Source organism: Verrucomicrobium sp. BvORR106 (assembly GCF_000739655.1).
Classification (GTDB): domain Bacteria; phylum Verrucomicrobiota; class Verrucomicrobiia; order Verrucomicrobiales; family Verrucomicrobiaceae; genus Verrucomicrobium.
In genome coordinates this window covers 1-20,647 of record NZ_BATR01000180.1, presented here as the reverse complement: position 1 = coordinate 20,647, position 20,647 = coordinate 1, and the positions used below count along the sequence as shown (strand labels likewise).

Annotated in this window: 20 protein-coding genes; 12 read left to right on the top strand and 8 right to left on the bottom strand. The window is 60.0% G+C overall.

The window, feature by feature from the left end:
• The first annotated feature begins 104 nt into the window (after positions 1–104).
• The 3 genes from mpl to BV106_RS31660 all read left to right on the top strand — a co-directional run bounded on the left by mpl (position 105) and on the right by BV106_RS31660 (position 3,343).
• Positions 105–1,487: a UDP-N-acetylmuramate:L-alanyl-gamma-D-glutamyl-meso-diaminopimelate ligase gene (mpl, locus tag BV106_RS31670; RefSeq protein ID WP_038171626.1), complete on the top strand. Its 1,383-nt coding sequence runs from the start codon at positions 105–107 to the stop codon at positions 1,485–1,487.
• Positions 1,488–1,563: 76 nt separating this feature from the next.
• Complete coding sequence (locus BV106_RS31665) at positions 1,564–2,334, top strand: M14 family metallocarboxypeptidase (RefSeq protein ID WP_038171624.1); 771 nt, start codon at positions 1,564–1,566, stop codon at positions 2,332–2,334.
• Positions 2,264–3,343 carry an alpha/beta hydrolase gene (locus tag BV106_RS31660; RefSeq protein ID WP_081892496.1) on the top strand — a complete coding sequence of 360 codons (1,080 nt, stop codon included), beginning with the start codon at positions 2,264–2,266 and terminating at the stop codon, positions 3,341–3,343. Before BV106_RS31665 ends, BV106_RS31660 begins: the two co-directional genes overlap by 71 nt.
• 86 nt (positions 3,344–3,429) lie before the next feature.
• Here the strand turns inward: BV106_RS31660 and BV106_RS31655 are convergent, their stop codons facing one another.
• From BV106_RS31655 to modB, 6 genes are all read right to left on the bottom strand, one after another.
• Positions 3,430–4,128, bottom strand: a complete 699-nt coding sequence (locus tag BV106_RS31655) for a response regulator transcription factor (RefSeq protein WP_051946646.1) — start codon at positions 4,126–4,128, stop codon at positions 3,430–3,432.
• A gap of 8 nt (positions 4,129–4,136) precedes the next feature.
• Positions 4,137–5,876: a PAS domain S-box protein gene (locus tag BV106_RS31650; RefSeq protein ID WP_038171620.1), complete on the bottom strand. Its 1,740-nt coding sequence runs from the start codon at positions 5,874–5,876 to the stop codon at positions 4,137–4,139.
• Between the two features lie 98 nt (positions 5,877–5,974).
• Positions 5,975–6,883, bottom strand: coding sequence for an SMP-30/gluconolactonase/LRE family protein (locus BV106_RS31645; RefSeq protein ID WP_038171618.1), 909 nt, complete (start codon positions 6,881–6,883; stop codon positions 5,975–5,977).
• A 51-nt stretch (positions 6,884–6,934) separates the two neighbouring features.
• A complete protein-coding gene (locus tag BV106_RS31640) occupies positions 6,935–7,795 on the bottom strand; it encodes an alpha/beta hydrolase-fold protein (RefSeq protein ID WP_265596279.1) in 861 nt (286 codons plus the stop codon).
• Positions 7,796–7,840: 45 nt separating this feature from the next.
• Positions 7,841–8,479, bottom strand: a complete 639-nt coding sequence (locus BV106_RS31635) for an ATP-binding cassette domain-containing protein (protein WP_038171612.1) — start codon at positions 8,477–8,479, stop codon at positions 7,841–7,843.
• Positions 8,476–9,147 carry a molybdate ABC transporter permease subunit gene (gene modB, locus BV106_RS31630; protein WP_038171609.1) on the bottom strand — a complete coding sequence of 224 codons (672 nt, stop codon included), beginning with the start codon at positions 9,145–9,147 and terminating at the stop codon, positions 8,476–8,478. The genes BV106_RS31635 and modB overlap by 4 nt, the downstream gene beginning before the upstream one ends.
• 143 nt (positions 9,148–9,290) lie before the next feature.
• On the opposite strand from modB, the gene BV106_RS31625 reads away from it, so the two are divergent.
• Positions 9,291–9,917, top strand: a complete 627-nt coding sequence (locus BV106_RS31625) for a DUF4412 domain-containing protein (RefSeq protein WP_265596278.1) — start codon at positions 9,291–9,293, stop codon at positions 9,915–9,917.
• Between the two features lie 115 nt (positions 9,918–10,032).
• Here the strand turns inward: BV106_RS31625 and BV106_RS31620 are convergent, their stop codons facing one another.
• Complete coding sequence (locus tag BV106_RS31620; protein ID WP_051946645.1) at positions 10,033–11,055, bottom strand: alpha/beta hydrolase-fold protein; 1,023 nt, start codon at positions 11,053–11,055, stop codon at positions 10,033–10,035.
• Between the two features lie 215 nt (positions 11,056–11,270).
• Between BV106_RS31620 and BV106_RS31615 the strand changes: the two genes are divergently transcribed.
• The 3 genes from BV106_RS31615 (at position 11,271) to BV106_RS31610 (ending at position 13,067) form a co-directional block, all read left to right on the top strand.
• Complete coding sequence (locus BV106_RS31615; protein ID WP_038171605.1) at positions 11,271–11,933, top strand: hypothetical protein; 663 nt, start codon at positions 11,271–11,273, stop codon at positions 11,931–11,933.
• Positions 11,934–12,034: 101 nt separating this feature from the next.
• Positions 12,035–12,619: a hypothetical protein gene (locus tag BV106_RS39070; protein ID WP_265596277.1), complete on the top strand. Its 585-nt coding sequence runs from the start codon at positions 12,035–12,037 to the stop codon at positions 12,617–12,619.
• A gap of 157 nt (positions 12,620–12,776) precedes the next feature.
• A complete protein-coding gene (locus BV106_RS31610; protein ID WP_038171602.1) occupies positions 12,777–13,067 on the top strand; it encodes a barstar family protein in 291 nt (96 codons plus the stop codon).
• 341 nt (positions 13,068–13,408) lie between these two features.
• Here BV106_RS31610 and BV106_RS39065 read toward each other — a convergent pair whose 3' ends face one another.
• Positions 13,409–13,831, bottom strand: coding sequence for a hypothetical protein (locus BV106_RS39065; RefSeq protein WP_038171600.1), 423 nt, complete (start codon positions 13,829–13,831; stop codon positions 13,409–13,411).
• 11 nt (positions 13,832–13,842) lie between these two features.
• On the opposite strand from BV106_RS39065, the gene BV106_RS31600 reads away from it, so the two are divergent.
• From BV106_RS31600 to BV106_RS31580, 5 genes are all read left to right on the top strand, one after another.
• Complete coding sequence (locus BV106_RS31600) at positions 13,843–14,289, top strand: hypothetical protein (RefSeq protein ID WP_038171598.1); 447 nt, start codon at positions 13,843–13,845, stop codon at positions 14,287–14,289.
• Positions 14,290–14,353: 64 nt separating this feature from the next.
• Positions 14,354–14,860, top strand: coding sequence for an ankyrin repeat domain-containing protein (locus BV106_RS31595; protein ID WP_038171597.1), 507 nt, complete (start codon positions 14,354–14,356; stop codon positions 14,858–14,860).
• Positions 14,861–15,774: 914 nt separating this feature from the next.
• Entirely contained in the window at positions 15,775–16,161 is a 387-nt protein-coding gene (locus BV106_RS31590) for a hypothetical protein (protein ID WP_265596276.1), read from the top strand.
• Between the two features lie 623 nt (positions 16,162–16,784).
• The gene (locus tag BV106_RS31585; protein WP_038171593.1) at positions 16,785–18,725 is read left to right on the top strand and encodes a DUF4838 domain-containing protein; all 1,941 of its coding nucleotides are present in this window, start codon (positions 16,785–16,787) and stop codon (positions 18,723–18,725) included.
• A 337-nt stretch (positions 18,726–19,062) separates the two neighbouring features.
• The gene (locus BV106_RS31580) at positions 19,063–20,391 is read left to right on the top strand and encodes a hypothetical protein (RefSeq protein ID WP_038171591.1); all 1,329 of its coding nucleotides are present in this window, start codon (positions 19,063–19,065) and stop codon (positions 20,389–20,391) included.
• The last annotated feature ends 256 nt before the right edge of the window (positions 20,392–20,647 follow it).

The window sequence follows — 20,647 nt, the reverse complement described above, 5'->3', positions numbered from 1 at the left end:
GAAGATGCAGGTGGGCAAACACTCGCTTGCACGGACGCCTGCTCCACTCTAAGAAGCGCGGCTCAGCCTTTTGCATTTTCCGGATTTCCCCCAGTCATCGCTTCATGAGTCAGATCAAGCACTTTCACTTCATTGGCATTTGCGGTACCGCCATGGGATCAGCTGCGGCCGCCTTCCGTCAGCTAGGACACAAAATTACAGGCTCTGACAACGCGGTGTATCCACCCATGTCCACGATGCTGGAGAGCCACGGCATTGAGATCGCCAGTGGGTACAAGGCGGAAAACCTGCCTGAAGATGCGGACATGTATGTGGTGGGAAATGCGGTCTCCCGGGGCAATCCCGAAGTGGAGGCCCTGCTGGAACGCAAGCTGCCCTACACCTCCCTTCCGGAACTGCTGAAGTGGGAAGTGATGCAGGGGAAGCGGAACTTTGTGGTTTCCGGCACGCATGGCAAAACCACGACGACCTCCATCCTCACGTGGCTGCTGGAGCACGCTGGAAAAAATCCCGGCTATCTCATCGGCGGTGTGCCGGATAATTTCGATGTCGGAGCGCGTTACTCGGACTCCGAGTGCTTCGTGATCGAAGGGGACGAGTATGACACGGCCTTCTTCGACAAGCGGTCCAAGTTTCTCCACTATCTCCCGGAAGCGGTGATCGTGAACAACATCGAGTTCGATCACGCGGACATCTTCGACACGCTGGATGACATCCTGCTGACCTTCAGCCGCCTGCTGCGCGTGGTGCCCCGCAACGGGAAGGTGTTCCTGAACGGGGACGAGGCCAACTGCCGCAAGTTGATGGAGGCCTGCCCGGCCCCGGCGGTGACCGTGGGCACTGGTGAGGATTGTGAAGTGCGCCTGCGGGTCACTTCCGCAGCACCAGAGCACACCGACTTCGAGCTCAACGGGGTGGCCTTCCGCCTGCCGATGGTGGGCGAGTTCAATGCCCGCAACGCCGCCATGGCCATCTGTGTGGCGCGGTTTGCCGGTCTTTCGGACGATGAAATCCGCGCGGCCCTCCTGGAGTTCCGCGGGGTGAAGCGCCGCCAGACCGAGCGCGGTCAGGTGCATGGCATCACGATCATTGACGACTTTGGCCACCATCCGACAGCCATCCGGGAGACCCTGCGCGGTCTGCGCCAGAAGTATCCCCAGAGCCGTCTCTGGGCGCTGTTTGAACCGCGGTCCAACACCAGCCGCCGCAACACCCTGCAGGGAGAGCTGATCGAGGCTCTCAAGGAGGCAGATGGCAGCATCATCGCCGCCGTGAACATGCCGGAGAAGGTGCCCGCGGGCCAGCTTCTGGATGTGGACGCGGTGGCGGCGGCGGTCAGTGCCTCCGGGCGGCCGAGCTACCATGAGCGGAACGTGGACGCCATCATCGAGCGCCTCAAGCCCTTGGCAAAAGAGGGTGATGTGGTGATCGTCTTCAGCAACGGCGGGTTCGAAGGGATCCACGGCAAGCTGATGGAGCGGCTCTAAGAGTTGCGTTTTGCAGGTCGGCGGGCTTCCGCAGACGTAGTGAAATGCAGCCTTGAAAACTGCCACGACCCCCGCGATGCCCGTCCACCCCCTGGTCAACCACCGCGCCCATGACTACCGGGCGCTGGTGAGGGAGTGGCAGGCGCTGGCGAAGGAGGCGGGACTGAAGATGGAGGTCTTCGCCCGGGTGGGGGAGCTGCCCGTCTATGTGCTGCGGACCCGAGACGCGGCCAAGGACACGCGTCCGACGATCTATCTCTCCGCCGGCATTCACGGAGACGAGCCCGCCGCACCCTGGGGGCTGCTGGCTTGGGCCAGGGAGAACGTGGCCCGATTCAAGGAGGACCGGTACCTCATCTTCCCCGTGATGAATCCGCACGGGCTGATCCTCAACACCCGGCACGACCAGGATGGGACGGATCTGAATCGGAGCTTCAACGCCACGGAGCATCCCCTGATCTCGGCCTGGCACCGGGTGGTGGCGGGGCGGCAGATTGCCATGGGAATCTGCCTGCATGAGGACTACGACGGTCAGGGCAATTACCTCTATGAGCTGAACCCGCAGAGTCCGGTGGTCGGAAACAAGATTCTGAAAGACTGTTCCCGTGTTTTACCCATCGACCAGCGAAAAAGGATCGATGGCCGGGCTGCCAAGGGCGGCCTGATCGTGCGCAGGGTGTTGCCGGAAATGCCTGGCCAGCCTGAAGCCATTGTGTTGCATTTGATGGGTGCCCCCCTCACACTTACCTTCGAATCCCCCTCGGAGTTCTCCCTGCATGACCGAATCGAAGCGCAAAAGACCTTCATCCAGTCTGCCCTGGAACATGGCCTTCGCCGTGGTGGATGACCTGCCTCCTGCCAGTGCCCATGACTCTAAGCTGCAGGCCTTTTGCTCCTTCTGGTGCGGCATCTTCTGCCTCTTGCTGGCCAGCTGTAGCAGTTCTGGAGCCGTGCGTCAGATGAAGCCAGAACTGGGAGCGCAGACTTGGCGGAGCTATGACGGCAAGGTGATGCCCTGGCGTGAGGGCAAGCCGGTGAAAGGCGGCAAGGTGAAGGCGGTGGTCATCACCGTGCATGGCCTCAGCGGGGCGGCGATGGATTTCTGGATGCTGCGGGATGCCTGGCCCGAGATGGGCATGGCCGTGTATGGCATGGAAATGCGCGGGCAGGGGAATGACCCCGACCGCCGGCGCCGGGGAGACATCTCGTCCGCCGAGGTCTGGCAGAAGGACCTGCTCACCTTTCACCGGCTGGTGCGGGAGCGACACCCTGGGGTGCCGGTCATCTGGTACGCGGAAAGCCTGGGCACCCTGATCGCCCTACACACGGTGACCGACCAAATGCGGGACCCGGCAGAACTGCCTGCCGGGATGGTGCTCTCCTCACCTGCGGCGGGCTTGCGCCTGCGGCCGAAAGGGGCCCGGGCCACGCTGCTGTACTCTGCCATCGCCCTGCTTCCCGGGGTCAAAGTCAACCTGGAGCGGCTGGGGGGCGTGGATGACAAGCAGATTCGCGTGACGCATGACACCACGCACGGAGCCCAGATGGCAATCACCTCCCATTATGTGTCCCACTTCACCCTCCGTCTGCTGGGGGAGGTGGATGACATGATGCGTACCGCTCCTCATGCAGCCACCAAGCTACAGGTGCCGGTGCTGGTGCTGGCGAGTCCGAACGATGTGATCGCCAGTGAAGAGCAAATCCAGATCTTCTATGACCAGATCGGCAGTGCGGACAAGACGATCAACTGGTACCGCCAGTCCTACCATCTGCTGCTACACGATTCCCAGCGCCAGCAGGTGCTGGAGGATGCCACGAACTGGGTGAAACATCACACGCAGGCGGGCGGCAGATAACGGGGGGCTTTGAATAGCTGGAAACGAAGCATGGGCGGGGGGAGCGGCTCTGCCCAGCCAACCATCCGGACAGAGTCGCCTGAATTCTAATCGGTGCCGAGTTTCTGACGCTCAGCCCAGCGCACGGCGTAGCGCAGCACGGAGGCGCCGTCTTCCAGCTTGAGCTTCTCGCGGATGTGGGCGCGGTGCACTTCCACTGTCTTCACGCTGATGTTCAGGGCGTCCCCGATCTGCTGGGTGCTCTTGCCTTCGCTGATGAGCTGGAAGACCTCGAACTCGCGATCACTGAGGCGCTGCACGCCATCCACGGGGCGGGCGGCACCGCGGCCGGAGAAGGCCTCCATGATCTGGGCGCTCATGGCGGGGCTCACGTAGCGGCCGCCTTCCAGGACATTCCGGATGGCCTGCAGGAGGGTGGTGCTTTCCGCGTCCTTCATGACGTAGCCCCGGGCTCCCGCCTTCAGCACGCGCTGGGCGTAGAAGCTCTCGTCGTGCATGGAGATGACGAGGATGGGGAGGTCGGGGTGAAGGGCCAGGGCATCCTTGATGAGCTCCAGGCCGTTGCGCCCCGGGAGGGAGATGTCCACCGCCAGCATGTCCGGCTTGCCCTGCTCCAGCTGCTGGAGCGCGTCCTGCGTATTGCTGGCCGTCCAGAAGCAGCGAAGGTCTGGCTGGCTCTCGACCAGCTTCTGCAGACCGTCTCGCAGCATGGTGTGATCGTCCACGAAGGCGATCTTTTTCTTGTCGGAGTTGGGGTCGTCAGGGTCGATGTTTGGCTTGCTCATGGCGGTCGTTAGTTGGGATTGCAGGTGGAATGGGAGGCGATGACCACAGCGGCGGTGCCCCGGATTCCGTCTTTGCGCGGAGAAATGCGTACGTTTGCCCCGATCGCATTGACGCGATAATGGATAATTTTTAAACCCATGCCGGTTCTATTTTCTGGTGTGTCGCGAAATTCCACTCCGTCGTTCAAAACCTCAATTCTCACTGATTCTGCGTTCATTTCCAGACGGATGTCGATTCGGGTGGCATTGCCATGTCGGGCGGCGTTGTTAACAAGTTCCTGGGCTATCCGGTATAAGTTTACCGCAGCGTTGGGGTTGTCCACCATCACAGAATGCGGACAATAGAAGAAGCACGGGATTTCATACATGGACTCCACGTTTTTCGTCAGTTTGGCCAGGGCGCCCATGAGACCGTCGCCCTCCAGGTCCACCGGAGCGAGGCCGCGGGCGATGTTCCGGCAGACGGAGGTGGCCTCCGCGATCTGGCGGCTGATCTCTGCGGCCTGCGCTACATTGGGCGGGGCCTGGTTGCGCAGGGAGTCGGTGAACAGCTCGCACTTGAGCTTGATGGCGGCCAGGCGCTGGCACAGGTCGTCGTGGAGATCATGCCCGATGTTGCGCCGTTCCCGCTCGCTCACATTGAGCATCTGCTGCTCTGAGGCCTTGCGGTCGGTGACGTCCCGACACAGGGCGGCGATCCGGTAGACCTCGCCCGCCGCGTTCTTGACGGGGAAGAGCCGCCCCTCGATCCAGCGGATGGAGCCGTCAGGATGCTGGATGCGGTACTCACACTGGGACATGGTGGCACCGTGCATGAGGGGATCCATGGAGTGGTCCAGCGCCTCCACGTACTCCTCCAGGACGTAGTCCTTCCAGCTTTCCGGGTCCTCCATGAGCCGCTGGATGCTGCGTCCCCACATGGTCTCATACGCTGGGTTCACATAGATGACCTTCCGGTCCCGGGTAAAGATGAAGAAGAGGTCGCCCACGTTGTCCGCCAGCTGGTGGAAGCGGTCTTGGTTCTCCCGGAGGGCGCGGCTCAGCTCGGCAAATTCATCTCCCCCGGAGAGGGGCTCCGGCAGGGCCTCGCCGGCTTCTGTGATGCGGGCCTTCTCCAGGAGCTGCCGGGTGCGCCGGGTGAAGAACTGGTGTAGCCCCAGCCACAGGAGCAGGCAGGCCACGGCGTGTACCCCGGCGGAGACCAGGCCCTGGCTGCGGGCGCTGCCGTAGGCGATGGTCACCGCCTTGGTCAGGTCATGCTCAACGATCACGAGCCACTGGAGGGGATCGTCCGACTCACTGGGCAGAGGGCGCACGGCGTAGGCGGCCTGCTTGTGATCGGTGCTGTAGGCTGGGGCGCGGTCCCGGGCCGCACGGAGGGCTAGTGCCACCGCCTGGGGAGGCAGGGGGGTGGCGGCGGGTTGCCCCAGCCAGTCTGCCCGGGTGCTGAAGACGATGGTTTGGTCTTGATTGCAGATGACGGCCCAGTGCACGCGGGGATCCCGAGCCAGGAAGGCGAGCTCCCGCTGCAGGCTGGTTTCATTCGTCCCCTGGCGTAGGGCGACCATCTCCGCCAGACGTGCTGCGGTCCGCTCCGCCTGGTCAATGACCCGGTCCTCCGCAATGCGCAGGTCACTCCGGAGAAGCAACCACGTGTTGAACGTAACAAACCCGAGACTGAAGACCAGCATCAGCAAAGGGATGCTGATGCGGAGCGGCGGCGGGAATCGCTGCCAGAATGACGTCATGCTGCAAGAACAACGCAAGCAAGGACAAAACGCAAGTGCGGATTGTCAGGCCTGCTGCTGAAAGTCGATGAAATAATGCCCCTCTGTGAGGTCTCCTGCTAGGGCTTGGCGGCAGCGGGAGCGGTGGTCCATGCGGCGCGGGTGTTGGTTTTGCGTTTGTAGATCTTGTCCCCGGCGCAGACGTAGAGCCAGTCCCGGCCGGGGCCGGCGAACTCCACGCTCACGATTTTGGCCCCCAGATAGGGTGGTGCGATGGTGCCGGAGAGGCGGCCCATGGCATCGAAGACCTGGATGCCGAGCTCGGTGGTGACGTAGTAGCGGCCTTTCTCATCCGTGGTGGCGCCATCACCCAGCGCCTCACCTTTGGCGTTGTTGGGGGAGACGAGCATCGTCATGTACGGAGATCCGCCCTTGAGCGTGCCGTCAGGCTGGATCTGCCAGGCCCAGACCTTGCTGCCGCCATGCTCGGACACGGCCAGCGTGCTCTGGTCAGCGGAGAGCGTGATGCCATTGGGTCGAAGCACGTGGCCTTCATCTGCCACAAAGGTCTTGCCCTCAGGGGTGATGCAGTGGATGCGCTTGGTTGGTGTCTCTGTGAAGTACACGAACCCTTTGGAAGTGACGATCAGGTCATTGGGCTTCACGTCCTTGATCAGTTCCTTCACGGTGCCGTCCTTTTCAAACACCACCACCTTGCCTGCCTTGTTCTGGCAGGCATAGAGGCGGCCATCTGGTCCGGGGGCCAGGCCACTGATGCCGGGCTGGTTGTCGATGAGGAGGTTGACCTTGCCATCTGGACCCAGCTGGTAGATGCCCTTGCCGGACTTCACATCGGTGAAGAGTAGGTTGCCCGCAACGTCGGTGGCCAGGCCGTCGGTGAAAGCGAAGCCGGTGACGGCTTCCTGCCAGCCTTCGCCGGGGACGAGGTTGTCATGCAGGGAGGTGTCCTGGGCCATCAGTCCGGCCAGCGGGGAGAGAAGCAGTGCGGCAGCGAGAAATTGTTTCATAAAGCCTGGGGAGAAGGATCGGGTGGGATCGGTCGGTGGTGGGAGGGGCGTTTACTGCTTGCGCCAGAGCCATTGCATGGCCTCGGGGAAGATGGAGCCGCCGTGCTTGCTGTTGTGCTGGCCGTCGCCGTACTCAAGCTTCACATCGTACTTCATGTAGTTGAGGGAGGAGAACATCATCTGGTTGGCCAGCGGCCAGTTGCCGTAGGGGTTGTCCAGATCGTTGGCTCCGTCTTGCAGGAAGATGCGCAGTGGCTTGCGCTCGGCGACGCGGATGAGATACGGGTACGCATGGCCGCCAGCAAGGTCCACATAGCTGCCGATGGTGGAGAAGACCTTGCGGAACTTGTCTGGCCGTTCCCACGCGACCGTGAAGGCGCAGATGGCCCCGCTGCTGGCTCCGCCGATGGCCCATTGCTCGGGATCCTCCACCAGCTTGTATTGCTTCTGCACCTCAGGGATGATCTCCTCGAGCAGGAACTTCGAATACGTGTTGCCGAGGGTGTTGTATTCCTTGCCGCGGTTGTTGGACTTCCAGGCACTCTGAGGCTTCTGCTCACCCAGATGGCCGGGATTGATGAAGATGCCGATGGTGGGTGGCATGGCCCCGGAGGCGATGAGATTGTCAAAGACGGTGGGCACGCGCCAGTTGCCCTTGAGGTTCACGTAGTCATGCCCATCCTGAAAGACCATGAGGGCGGCGGGCTTTTCGGCGCTGTACTGGGCGGGCACATAGATCCACCAGTCCCGCGTGGTGCCGGCATACACCTTGGAGTTCCAGGTGGGCATCTGGGTGAGGGAGCCTTTGGGCACGCCGGGCTTCTCCAGCGCCAGTTCGCCGATCTTGTAGTCGTCAATGGCTGGAGCCTGTGAGGCGAAGAGAAGGGCGGTGAGGAGGACAGGGAGGCGCATGCGCATGGTGGCTGCTATCAACGCCCGCCACGCAGAAAATGTTTCCTACGATCGCCTCGTGCATTGCCCCCCGGCGATCTCGAGTACTTCATCGCAAAGCATCTCGATCTCATCTCGGGCATGGCTCACGTAGATCATGGGGATGGAGAACTCGCGGCGGATGGCCTGAAGGTAGGGCAGCACGCGCTGACGCAACCTCTGGTCGAGGCTGGAGAGGGGCTCATCCATGAGGAGGATGGCCGGGGAGGCCAACAGGGCGCGACCGAGCGCGACGCGTTGTTTCTCCCCGCCGCTGAGGTGGTGCACCCGGCGGTCCAGGAGCGGGGCGAGTTCGAGGATATCCACCACCTTTGCGCTGGGAAGGGGACTTCCGGGCGCATGGCCAAACTCGAGATTCGCCCGCGCATTGAGGTGGGGGAAGAGGGCGAGATCCTGTGGCACATAGCCGACCTGTCGACGCTCTGGTGGCAGGTGCTGGCGCGCGGCTGCATCATCGAGCACGCGGCCGTGGAGTTGCACCCGGCCAGCGGTTGGTCGGCGCAGGCCGGCTACCACCTCAAGCAGGGAAGTCTTGCCCGCGCCAGAAGGGCCAAAGAGGCCGGTGACCGGGGCGGCGAGCTCCACATTCACTTCCAGGGCGAAGTCGGCCAGCGGGAGGCGGAGGTTTTCCAGGATCAGACTCATGAGGGCTGCCTCCGGCGGGTGAGGAGTTCGCTGATCCAGAGGGCGGCGAAGGCCAGTACCACGGAGATGCCCAGGAGCTTCATGGCATGGGCATCCTGGCCGGTCTGGACGAGCTGATAGATGGAGAGCGAAAGGGTGGAGGTCTTGCCCGAGATAAAGCCTGCCACCATGATGGTGGCGCCGAACTCGCCCAGTGCGCGGGCGAAGGACAGGACGACTCCGGCAGCCAGGCCCCGGCGGGCGAGCGGAAGGGTGACGGTCCAGAAGACGTTCCAAGGGCCGCGACCCAAAGTGCGGGCGATGCCCTCCAGACGCACGGGGACCCCTTCAAACGCGGTGCGCAGGCTGCGGACCAGCAGGGGGAAGGACATGACCGCGAGGGCCACCACGACGGCTTTCCAGGTAAAGACGATCTCCCAGCCGAAGGTTTGGTAAAGCCAGCCCCCGACGGGGCCGCGACGGCCGAGGAGCTTGAGTAGCACCAGTCCCGTGGCCACAGGGGGAACGACCAGGGGCAGGGCCACCAGGGTCTCCACCAGTGTCTTGCCCGGCCAGCGCTTCCGTGCCAGCAACCAGGCGAGGGCGGCCCCGGGTGGGAGGATCAGTGCCACCGCTGCCGCTGCCGTCCAGATGGTGAGCCAGAGGGTCTGCCAATCTTCAGGAGTCATGGGCGCGGTGCGGAACGGAGAGGGGAGCGGGCGGGTGTCCAGGTGGTCCCTAAGGCGCGATACGGGGGCTGTCAATTCTGCCCGGACGGTCCGGGATGGTCCTTGACCAGCCGGGCAATGCAGACTTGCTTGCTCCCCCTCCCATGAAACCGCTTTCCTTCTTCGCCGCCCTCCTGCTTTGCATTGTGCCTGCCACGGGGCGTGCGGATCTGACCCTGGTGCAAAAATCCAACAGTACCGGGGCGCAGAACCCTTCTGTGATGAAGGTGAAAGGCACCAAGATCCGCATCGACAGTGGAACGGCTCAGACCAATCTCATCGATACGACCACGGGAGAGATGATCATCCTCATCCACGGGACGAAGAAGCTCTCCAAAACCAACTTCAAGACAGGACCGGTGGCGGCGGAGATCGCCAAGTCGCTGGCCTCCGCCCGGCTGCACCGGCCACTGGGCACGGGCAAAATGGAGAAGATAGGGGTCTACAACTGCGAGATCCACGAGTGGGACTTCGGTGGCGGCATCAAGAGCAAGCTCTGGGTGGCAAAGGACTTCCCCAACTATGAAGCCATCAAGACCGACCTCGCCACGCTCAGCACTCTGGGCGGTGTGAATGTGCTGAACGACATCAATGGCATGGTGGTGAAGAGCCATGTGGATCTGGGCGGGGCCACGGCCACCACCACCCTGGAGGACGTCAAGACCACGCCGCTGCCAGATGCCGACTTCGTGGTGCCAGCGGACTATGAGTTGGTGACGGACAAGAAATAGGAAACAAGCCGGGATCCCGCCGGCAGGGAAATGAGTTGCAAACAAAACCGGGCTGCCTTTGTCAAGGTCAGCCCGGTCTGGTCGGGAATGGATCTAGCCTGGCATGGGGCCGGGGCTACTTGGCGGCTGGAGCAGGGGCCGGGTCGGCTGGTTTTTCTGTCTGCCAGATCCAGCGCAGAGTGTTAGGAAACAAAGACGCCCCGTGCTTGCCGTTGTGGGTGCCTTCGCCCAGAACGAACTGATAGTTCCAGCCGGCGAACTTGAGCGCCGCGGCCATATCCTGGTTCGCCAGGGGCCAGTTGCCGAACTGGTTGTCGATGTCATTCTTGCCGTCCTGGAGGAACACGCGGATCTTCCGGCGGGATTCGAGGAGCTTCTCTAGCTCCGGGGTGTTGTAGGTGTTCTTGGCCACCTCAGGCTTGGTCTTGCGGATCTGCGCAGGGTAGGTGTAGCCGCCGCGGATGTTGGTGAAGCTGCCGATGTGGCTGATCACCTTGCGGAAGGAGTCAGGGCGCTCCCAGGCCACGGTGAAGGCGCAGATGCCGCCGCTGCTGCCACCGGCGAGGGCGCGCTGCTCGGGATCATCAGTGAGCTTGTACTGCTTGCTCACTTCCGGAAGGATCTCTTCAAGGAGGAACCGGGCGTATTGATCAGAAGGCGTGTCGTACTCGAAGCTGCGGTTGCTGCGGGGTTTCTCCCCGGGATTGGTGGCCGGGAAACTGCCGGGGCTGATGAAGATGGCGATGGTGACGGGCAACTCCTTTTTGTGGATCAGGTTGTCCAGAACATAGGTGGCATTGTTGGGCCCGGCCTGTTTGGGGTCACCTTTGGAGGCCCCGCCGTCCTGCAGCACGAGTACGCTGGCGGGCTTGGAACCATCATACTGGGCGGGGACATAGATCCACCAGTCGCGGGTCGTGCCTTCAAAGATCTTGGACTGCCAGGGAGCCATGGGGATCACCTTGCCGCGTGGCACCCCTTCCTGGGCCACGGAGTCCGGCCCCAGTACATACTGGTCATCCTCCGGCGCAGCTGAGGCGGACCGGGAGAGAGGGAGCGTCGCCGTTGCCAGGAGCAGCGGCAGGGCAACTTGGAGACGGGAGCGTGAAAAAGTTTGGGAGAGGGCGCGGAAGGTCATGGCTGGATGCCGCCGTGAAAATGGGCGGCAGGCTGAGACGAACGCAGGGGAGGGCGGGGATCTTTCGGGGATGGAGAGAGGGGCAGGGATGGTGAAGGAGGATTCATGTGGGGAGGGATCAACTGTCGCCTTAGGTTCGAGCGTGAGGTGTGGTCACGCGATGGGGGGAATCTCAGACGGCTGTTTCACGAGGCGCGGAAGTGACAGGCAGCGTGATGACCTGGAACAAACCTATTGGTTGCCTGCAATTCGACTTTCAGAATAGCCTGTGCCGAAGGATGCTGCGGATCATCAAGAAGATCGCACGGTGTGTGAAGCAGCCGGCGGATGTTGAATTGCTCTTGGTCATGTCAGCTTACAATCGAGATCGAATCTTCCCACTGCTGAAAGCAATAAGGCCCATGACTTTAGTGACGGCTGAACAGGAGCAGTTGCTTCAGATGGCATTGCGAACGGAGGGGGCTGCGATGCAGATGCGGGTCGCGCGAGCTGTGCTCGACAACAAGTCATTGCGCGGGCGGAGCGTGTGGGAGGGGAGTGCGAATCTTGTGAAGCAAGTTTGCTGGGCGGACGTGAGCCGTTATGATCTGACTGTTATGCCCAACCTGGTGGAGGCGCTGCGTACCATGTGCTCGCTGAAGCTGATTGAGCCCGCCTTGAGACCAGTGATCTACGGGATGATACGAGACCCCGGGATGCTTTTGCCATTTCGAGCGATATTGATGTCTGTCTCCCGAGTCTTGGCAAAGCAAGGGGATCAAGAAGCAAGAAGGCTGCTGGCGGTGATGGCGCAGGATGCCGATCCTACGCTTTTCAAGAATGCCAAGGCCTATCTGAACGAAGATCCGCTGCTGCGGGGAGGCGAAGGGGATCTGTAGTTGGACCCTGCCGTGGTACAAAGGGTCTGTCCCTTTGTGAGATTCACGCCCATCCGCGAGCGATAGAACTGAAATCATTACACACCGATTTTTCCGTCCTAATGAGTAATCAATTTGAAGACCATTTTGGTGCAAGTTACCACGCTAGCATGGTAACTGAGCCTGAATATTCACAACTGAGTCTTTGCTTTCCAGGGGCAGTGAAAGACGGTTGGGTTGATGGGCTTGGAATAGAGTTTTTTCCACAGCGAGGAGAACCTTGGTATGGCACTTTCGCTCGTGGCAACCTGTCCAAGAATGCAGTAAATTTCGCCGGAAGTTGCCCCGATAAAATCCGTGCGATAATCATCTCGAAAGGAGAAGGCTATTTGGTCAATGTGGACCAGCCTAAGAAGTGGGAAGGAATATCGTTGCGTCCGTTGATGGGCGTAAAATTGGATGCCGAACAGCAGATCATGATTGTTTGGGACTTTGTCCGCATGTTGTGCATTGATCAAAATGGCATACGTTGGAGAACGTCGTCCATTTCTTGGGATGGAATCAAAGATGTCACCGTTCACGGTAATGAGATTCGAGCATCTGTGTGGGATGCCCCGTGTTCATGTTTCAGCACAGCGACGATACACCTCGCAACTGGCAACGTGAGCGGCGGGAAATGCCCGCCAACACCCGGTTCGCCGCCGTGAGCCCCTCGAGACTGAGCTTTGAACTCCAACTATGACGCCCCATCCCGTGACCTGGACCAATGACGAGGTTGGTTTTGTTGCCGCAGTGCGATGAGACAGGCTATTGCGGGAAGGTCCCGTCATTCCTCTGGCGGACTGGAAATAACAACTGAAGACGATGCGAATTACGATAGATGGTAATACCATAGGCAGCGAGGCAGACTTTCATGATGCCCTAGCGAAAATCCTTGACTTGGGAGACTTCTACGGGCGTAATCTCAACGCGCTTTGGGATCGTCTCACGGCTGACGTGGATCGCCCGCTAGAGATCGTTTGGATCAACGCTTCCGAAAGCAAAAAGAACCTGGGAGACATACAAGATAAGATTGCAGAATTGTTCCGAGATGTAGAGGCACATGATAGAGGTTTAAATTTCTCGGAGCGTTTTCAATTTAGTTTTGTTGACTAAATGCCGCAAAAACAGGTGGGCACGAGCAACTCAAAGTCGTCCTGTGGGAGACCGAAAGTGTCGGTCCCTATATCGCACCCAAAGACGTTGAATGAGTATGGAAGAGGTTGTCATCATTAAGGCGCTTCGAGAGGCCGTAAAGTCTGCTGACGTGACCAAGGTTCGTGCTTTGATCGGCGTTCAAAGGAAAGGCTTCAACTAATGACTCCCTTCGGTACTTGGCTGCATGTGGCGGCGAAGACTGGAAATGTTGAGATGGTCGAATGTTTGTTATCCCTTGGTGCGGATGTTAATGCCATTGGAGGGGCATTCGGTGGGACAGCAGTAAACTTAGCTGCAGGTTACGGAAACTCCAAGGTGGTGGAAGTTCTTTTGGCTGCCGGTGCTACCTTGGACGTGAGTGAACCAGAAAGGGGTACAAAGTGTCTGTCCCTCTGTGATGCCGGGTAGTGATGCTTGCCGAAAATGTGGAAGAGCCGTCCCGGCTCTTGAGCGTTGAGCGTAGGATGAGCCGACCATCGGGCAGTGGAGGTGTTGGTGGCGATGAGGGAGAAGCTGACGTCGTCGGCTTCCACACCTGAGATTTCCGGCTGCGGATACCCAAGGTAGCCTCGCTGGAAGCTCGGCAACCTTGGGCTGTGGTACAGATCCCCTGCGGGGATCGGCTTCAGAAGGGCGGCGGGTGCAGAGGTCTTTGACTCCCATCCGCGATGGCGGCCCTTGTCTTCGAGTGGGGATTGCCGATACTCAGGAAATTCAACCATTGTGCGTGACCATGGCGATGTATTTCAGTCTGGTGATCGAGTGTTATCGGGAAGTTGATGCTTTCCGCATCAAGGAAGGGCTTGAATCCCTGGTCCTGTGCCTTGACGACCGAAGGGTTCCCATGGCGAACCTCGATCTGTACACGAAGTCCGACTTTTGGTATGTGACTGCGTGCCCAGTGGGACCTGGATACTCGAACTTCGGCTTTGGGGAGGGGATGAATGAGCCAGCCATGGTTGCGAGGATCATCGACGAACTCTACTTGAGTCTAACGGGCGAGAATGGAATTCGCCGGGCACTTTGCGGGTATGAGGTGCATGACGTATTTGAAGACGAAAGGGGAGAGGCGGTTTTGAATCGGTTTGATTTTTCGGACCTCATCTATCATCGGGATGCTGCGGAGCCTCAGCCGGGGGCTCAAGAGTTCGGCAGAGAGTTTTACAGAAATCTCGCGTGAAATTGGCTTTTGAAAAAGACGTGGTGCAAAGTGTCTGTCCCTTTATGACATCCAAAGACGTTGAATGAGTACGGAAGATGTTGTCATCATCAAGGCGTTGCGAGGGGCCATAAAGGCAGCTGACGTGACCAAGGTTCGTGCTTTGATCGGCGAATCAAAGGAAAGGCTTAAACTCATGACAGCCTTCGGTACTTGGCTGCATGTGGCGGCACAGGCCGGAAGTCCCGCGATTGTCGAATGCCTGCTATCTCTAGGTGCCGATGTGAATGCAAAAGGGGGGGCGTTTGGCGGGGCCGCCATCAATGTAGCCGCAGCCTTTGGCAACCTAAAGGCAGTGGAATTGCTTTTGGCTGCCGGTGCAGCCTTGGACGTGAGTGAACCAGAAAGGAATCCGCTTTTCAGTGCCATTCAGGGTGGAAGCTCAAAGATCGTGAAACTGCTCATAGCGAAGGGGATTGACGTTCGAGTGAAATACACAGGGAACTCGATGAAGGATATGGATGCCTTGGGGTTTGCTGAGGAGCGAGGCGAATCTGAAATTGCCAATTATCTTGCGGGCTTAGTTGGATGACGAATAGAGATCTGCGGAGCTGCCTTTTTGACCTCAATATGGATTCATGAGGAAAGGGAACTCCAGGTGTTTTCCAGTTCGGGTGGATGTAGGCGTCTTCTTGGGACTTGGATCTTGAATGCAGGGGCCTCGTTTGGAATGTCCTGGAGGTGTTGGTGGCGATGAGGGAGAAGCTGACGTCGTCGGCTTCCACACCTGAGATTTCCGGCTGCGGAAACCCAAGGTAGCCTCGCTGGAAGCTCGGCAACCTTGGGCTGTGGTACAGATCCCCTGCGGGGATCGGCTTCAGAAGCCAAGCGGGTGCCACAGAGATGACCTGCGTAATTCCTCTATCGTTCGCCGAAATGCTCAACAAGCTCGTCGCCTGGAGGCAGGAGGGATACTTCTGGGAGGAGGAGTTTTATGGGTACTTTGGGCAACCGGATCAGTTCTTGAAGTTGCAAGGGCGGGGGCAAAAGCGCGTAAACCTTCCTTGAGATGCTGCTGCCGCCGTGGTTTGCTTGATCAACTATGCCTTCAGCAGAGCTAACACGAGCGGGGCTTCGGGTGGTTTTCGAAACAAATGCCGAAGCAGAGTTGCCTTTGGACGATATTTGGAAGGTTCTCTCGTATACAGAGAGTCTTCCGGATGGCGCTGTGGTGCGCTACTTGAGTTTTGAGACCTCAGATGGACACGCAGTGGAGGTCAACGACTCCGACGTTGGTTGGGGAAGCGTCTTGGAATCCGTGCCCCGTGTTTTTGGGGGTGCGAATGATGTCTGCCCCACGATTGTTTTTCCCTTGCCAAATGAGCCCGCAGTGGTGGTTTATTCTCGCAATCAGAGACCTGTGAATTGACCCCGCCTGCGGGAACTGGCGGAGTGCGAGCGGATGATCGGAACGTTGAGCTTCATCGAATGAACATAGACGAGCCCATGAAATCTCTCAGCTTTACCCTCCCTGTTGACCTGATTGGATATTGGTGGGTGGAGCATGATTTCGAGGGGGCACCAGGTGTTCTCATTTTCGATGAGAAAGGGTATGCGGTGCAGTTTCTTGCGACGAACGATCGAAGCAAGGGGCAAGGGATCATGCGGCTGTGGTTCACGTTGGATGATCTAGTTACGCTGAGGTTTAGGCTGTCGCCCAAAGGGAACAGTTGGACGAGGACGGTGGAGCGCACCGAAACTGGCTTTACGATCTTTGCCGGGGACATCGCCTTTCCTATCTGGCGTGCCGAGCGGACTGAATTGCCTGATTGGCTTGAGGCGGACTATCAGGCTGCGATTCAGAAGCTGGTGGAGCAGGAGAAGGGCGATTGATGTTTGTTTGTTGCGTTGGAGTGCCGCGATCCGCCGTCCCTCCGGGACGGGAGATTATTGTGTTCATAGTCCGGTGGTTCCCGGCCTGATGACAGGCCTCCACCACCGGCCAATTTCCGGCGTCCCTCCGGGACGGTTTCATGCTTCCTCGAACTCCGTGCTCAAGGGGCAGCCTCCAGGCGCCCATCCGGGACGGGGGCTTTGAGAAGTGGGCAAAGTTTGTAGGGTGTAACGAGCTCCAGCGCTTGCTGCCTCGCGAAGCGTCTTGGAGTGCGTGTGGCTCGACACCGCTTTGGCGGCTGTGGTGATGGGATAGAACCTAGGTACGGGAGCAGGGGTGGTGCGTTGTCTAAAGGAGATGGGGGGCTTCCGCGGGTGAGCAGCGGGAGGGGCTTGCTTGTGGCCTAGCGAGTAGGCTTCGCCGGCTGGCAACGGTCGGAATTGGATTGGGTGCTTCTTCGGCAGGCAAAAGCGGCGTCGAGCCGCCAGCACTCCAAGACACTGGCGTGCGGCAAGGTGGTGCCAGGCTTCTGCAAAGTGCGTAGGTGCGATGTGATCACGCTTTTCCACGAAATTTTTTCCAAACCGCTTCGTTTCAGCGCGGGAATCAGCATTGCTTTCCTATGACGATAAAATCCTTTGGCCTGCTACTGGTCGCGTTGAGTTCAGTGTCCTGGCTGCGTGCGGCCGATCTGGTTCTCGCTGAGAAGGGGAAGGGGGCTCTTCCCATTGTATTGGCGAAAGGGTCCTCAGCTTTCACGCGGGCGGCGGTGAATGAGCTGGCGGCCTCCATTGAGAAGGTCACTGGGGCGCGTCCGCAGATCATCGAAGGTGAGTTGGCGGTGGTGCCGCCGCAGGCGATCTGGGTGGGGGTGCAGCCGGGAGTTGCGAAACTGTTTCCTGGAATGGACTTCGAGTTTCAGTTTCCTGAAGAGACGCTTCTGGCGGCGAACGACAAGCATGTGGTGATCGCGGGACGGGATCGCTGGGCGGCCCCTGATGCCCAGACGGAGTATGGCACGGTGAATGCGGTCTATACTTTCATACAGGACCAGCTGGGTGTGCGCTGGCTCTGGCCAGGGGAGCTGGGGGAAGATGTGATTTCCAAGGACCGCATTGTGCTCGCACCGTTTGAGCAACGGTATCATCCCCAGATCCGTTCCCGAGAAGGGGTTTTTCACTACTCCAGTCTGGGCGACAAGGGGTATGGCAAATCCCATGAGTGGACCCTCCGGCAGCGGCTCCAACTGGGCTCGCTGACGATGGAGGGCGGACACGGCTTTGGGGATTGGTGGGAACGCTACCATGAGAAGTACCCGGAGATCTTTGCCCTGCAGCCGGATGGCACGCGCAGCGGGTTCCCGAATCCCCGTACGGCCAAGCTTTGTGTCTCGAACCCTCTGGTCCTGAAACTCTGGCTGGAGGAGGTGGAGGCAGACCTAAATGCGAATCCTGGCAAGACGGTCTTTAATGCCTCACCCAACGATAGCTGGGCCAGTGGACATTGCGTGTGTGCCAACTGCCGGGCCTGGGATCATCCCGATGGAGAGCCGAGACGCTTCAACTGGTACAAACTGGCTGAGGTGCATCCGGCTCTTTCTGACCGGGACGTGACCTTTGCCAACAAGGCTGGAGAAAAGCTAAAGGCCAAGTACCCGGGGAAAGACTACTGCGTGCTCATGCTCAGCTATGGCCACTCCCGACCTGCGCCAGTGGTGGCCCGTCCCGCAGACAATGTGATCATGACCTTGGTGGCGAACTTCTACGGAAGGACCGGTCTGGTGGATGTGGGATCGACAAGAGGGGAGACGTATCGCGAGCAGTTCGATGCCTGGGCCAAGGTGACCTCGTCGTTTTTCTGGCGTCCCAACACGGGCAGCCCAGCAGGGTGGCAACAGGGGCTGCCTGATCTGTCCACCCAGCAGACGATCCGGGATCTGAAGGATGTCGCGGCGGCAGGATGTCGGGGCATCTACATCGACGGAGTCTGGGAACATTGGGCAACCCTGGGACCACAATACTACGTGATGGCCCAACTGGTGTGGGACTCCAAGAAGGATGGGCAGGCGATTCTTGCGGATTACTATCAGCGTGGATTTGGCCCGGCGGCCGGGGCGGTTAGAGAGTACTATGAAGGCCTGGAGAAGGCGCGCATGGCCTACACGGCCAAGAACCCGGATGGTGGTGTGTTTTTGTTCCCTGAGCTTTACACGCCGGAGCTTCTTCGCGAATCGCAAGAGAGACTGACTCGGGCGGCTGCGGCGGCACCAGCGGGTTCGCTGTATCAGCGTCGGGTGGCGTTTGTCCAAGTGGGGCTGGACTACACCCGTCTGGTCATGGATAACGTGACGCTGATGGGCCGCTATTGGAAAAAGAAGGACGAGGTCGTGGCCAAACAGGTGAGAGACAATTGGGCCGCGATTGACAAGCTGATCAACACCACCCCTTACGCGATCAACGTCGGCCCTGTCCGGCCGATCACTCCGCGCATGGCGGGATTACATCCCGACTATCCACCTGCGAAACAGAAGAAGGCGAAGGCGGCGGAGTTGGATTTGAACTAACCGCTGGTTGAGGAGGGTGGGCGCCTCAGCGTCATGGTCTGTTGTTCCGTCTGCGACGGGCAGTGTGCTTGAGAACGGGGGCAAGGCTTCTCAATTCGCGAAGCGTCTTGGGGCTTGTTTGTGAACCAGCGAGTGGGCTGCGCCGGCTGGCAACGGTGGGGATTGAATGGGGCGTCTCTTCTGCAGGCGAAAGCGGCGTCGAGCCGCCAGCACTCCAAGACACTGGCGTGATGTGTGGACGGGCCAGGGCGAGAAGACGGGATGGGTAACGTGGAGACGGAGAGTGTCTCGCGAAGCTGGTGTAAAGCCCGGCGTGACTGGCGCGTATGCTCCACACATGCGCCATCTTCTCTGTCTTTCCCTTGTCCTCGCCACCGCGCCGCTCCCGATGCTCCAGGCTCAGAGCGCGCCGTATGATGTTTTCCCCGCGGCGGAGGCACCGTACTACCGGGTGCGGTATGAGGCGTCCAAGGAACCGGGCGGGTTGATCTTTCCCGTGAACTACACGGTGTGGGTGCCGCCGGGAGTGAAGATGCTTCGCGGTGTGATCGTGCACCAGCACGGTTGTGGTGAAGGTTCGTGCAAATCCGGTCTGACGGGGGCGTTTGACCTGCACTGGCAGGCGCTGGCTAAGAAGCATGATTGTGCGTTGCTCTCACCCGCATATGAGCAACCGGAGAAGGCGGACTGCCAGATGTGGTGTGATCCGCGCAATGGATCCGGAGCGGCTTTTGAAAAGGCGCTGGGGGACCTGGGGAAGGCGAGCGGTCATCCGGAGCTGGCCAGTGTGCCGTGGGCGCTGTGGGGACACAGTGGTGGCGGGCACTGGGCCGGCGGCATGACGCTCCTGCATCCACAACGGGTGGCGGCGGCGTGGCAGCGCAGTGGGGTGCCTCTACTGAAGGTGAATCCTGAGCGGGCAGCGATCAAGGCGCATCTCATTCCTGATGAAGCGGTGCAGGTGCCGATCATGTGCAACTTGGGCACGAAGGAGGGTGTCACGGTGAAGGAGGGGCGTTTCGCCGGCGTGTGGCCCTCGAACGAAACGTTCTTCAGCGAACTGCGGGCCAAGGGCGGCCTGGTGGGAGTGGCGGTGGATCCGCTGACGAGCCATGAGTGTGGCAATCAGCGCTATCTGGCGATCCGTTGGCTGGATGCGTGCCTGACCGCGCGTTTGCCAGACCATAGTGGGGGTGCTTTGAAATCGATGTCGAAGGAGGGGGCGTGGTTGGCTCCGTTGCTGGGGGCCGAAGCCGTACCTGCGGTCAAATTTACCGGGGACGTGGGCAAGGCAGTGTGGCTGCCGGATGAGGCCACCGCCAAGGCTTGGATGCAGTATGTCAAAGACACCGCGATCGCCGACATCACCCCGCCGCCTGCGCCGACCAAGGTACGGATTGAGGGCTCAGAGTTGAAGTGGGACGCAGAGGCGGATCTGGAAAGTGGTGTCGGCCATTTCATCATCGAGCGCGACGGGAAGGAAATCGCGACGGTGCCAGCGCAGCCGAAGAATCCCTTCGGCAGGCCCGTGTTTCAGGGGCTGCAATACAGTGACACTCCGGCCATGCCGCTGGTGCAGATGAGTTACGCTGTGGCTGAGGGAACGAAAGCGGAGGGCTATCGGGTGATTGCGGTGAATACGGCGGGATTGAGGTCTGGGAAATAACGTGGTTGGAGGGTTGTTGATTCGGCGGTGGGGGCAGATAAGCCAGACCGCCACAACTCCTTCGGAGTAGGTGCCGCTATCCGCTGTAACCCAACGTAGACTCGCTCGATGCTCGTCAACGTTGGGCTTGTGGCCGCATCCTCTTCGAGGAAGAACTTCCGTGCGACCGGAGGTGCTCGCTCAATCTTGGGCTCAAGGGTGTGGTGCCGCCGGGACTACGCAAGGGTTGAGACAGTTCGGTCGGCGTCAGTAAAAG

Coding starts and splice junctions, on each gene's coding strand:
- mpl (WP_038171626.1), top strand. CDS start 105: ATGAGTCAGATCAAGCACTTTCACTTCATTGGCATTTGCGGTACCGCC.
- BV106_RS31665 (WP_038171624.1), top strand. CDS start 1,564: ATGCCCGTCCACCCCCTGGTCAACCACCGCGCCCATGACTACCGGGCG.
- BV106_RS31660 (WP_081892496.1), top strand. CDS start 2,264: ATGACCGAATCGAAGCGCAAAAGACCTTCATCCAGTCTGCCCTGGAAC.
- BV106_RS31655 (WP_051946646.1), bottom strand. CDS start 4,128: ATGAGCAAGCCAAACATCGACCCTGACGACCCCAACTCCGACAAGAAA.
- BV106_RS31650 (WP_038171620.1), bottom strand. CDS start 5,876: ATGACGTCATTCTGGCAGCGATTCCCGCCGCCGCTCCGCATCAGCATC.
- BV106_RS31645 (WP_038171618.1), bottom strand. CDS start 6,883: ATGAAACAATTTCTCGCTGCCGCACTGCTTCTCTCCCCGCTGGCCGGA.
- BV106_RS31640 (WP_265596279.1), bottom strand. CDS start 7,795: ATGCGCCTCCCTGTCCTCCTCACCGCCCTTCTCTTCGCCTCACAGGCT.
- BV106_RS31635 (WP_038171612.1), bottom strand. CDS start 8,479: ATGAGTCTGATCCTGGAAAACCTCCGCCTCCCGCTGGCCGACTTCGCC.
- modB (WP_038171609.1), bottom strand. CDS start 9,147: ATGACTCCTGAAGATTGGCAGACCCTCTGGCTCACCATCTGGACGGCA.
- BV106_RS31625 (WP_265596278.1), top strand. CDS start 9,291: ATGAAACCGCTTTCCTTCTTCGCCGCCCTCCTGCTTTGCATTGTGCCT.
- BV106_RS31620 (WP_051946645.1), bottom strand. CDS start 11,055: ATGACCTTCCGCGCCCTCTCCCAAACTTTTTCACGCTCCCGTCTCCAA.
- BV106_RS31615 (WP_038171605.1), top strand. CDS start 11,271: ATGACCTGGAACAAACCTATTGGTTGCCTGCAATTCGACTTTCAGAAT.
- BV106_RS39070 (WP_265596277.1), top strand. CDS start 12,035: ATGAGTAATCAATTTGAAGACCATTTTGGTGCAAGTTACCACGCTAGC.
- BV106_RS31610 (WP_038171602.1), top strand. CDS start 12,777: ATGCGAATTACGATAGATGGTAATACCATAGGCAGCGAGGCAGACTTT.
- BV106_RS39065 (WP_038171600.1), bottom strand. CDS start 13,831: ATGGTTGAATTTCCTGAGTATCGGCAATCCCCACTCGAAGACAAGGGC.
- BV106_RS31600 (WP_038171598.1), top strand. CDS start 13,843: ATGGCGATGTATTTCAGTCTGGTGATCGAGTGTTATCGGGAAGTTGAT.
- BV106_RS31595 (WP_038171597.1), top strand. CDS start 14,354: ATGAGTACGGAAGATGTTGTCATCATCAAGGCGTTGCGAGGGGCCATA.
- BV106_RS31590 (WP_265596276.1), top strand. CDS start 15,775: ATGAAATCTCTCAGCTTTACCCTCCCTGTTGACCTGATTGGATATTGG.
- BV106_RS31585 (WP_038171593.1), top strand. CDS start 16,785: ATGACGATAAAATCCTTTGGCCTGCTACTGGTCGCGTTGAGTTCAGTG.
- BV106_RS31580 (WP_038171591.1), top strand. CDS start 19,063: ATGCGCCATCTTCTCTGTCTTTCCCTTGTCCTCGCCACCGCGCCGCTC.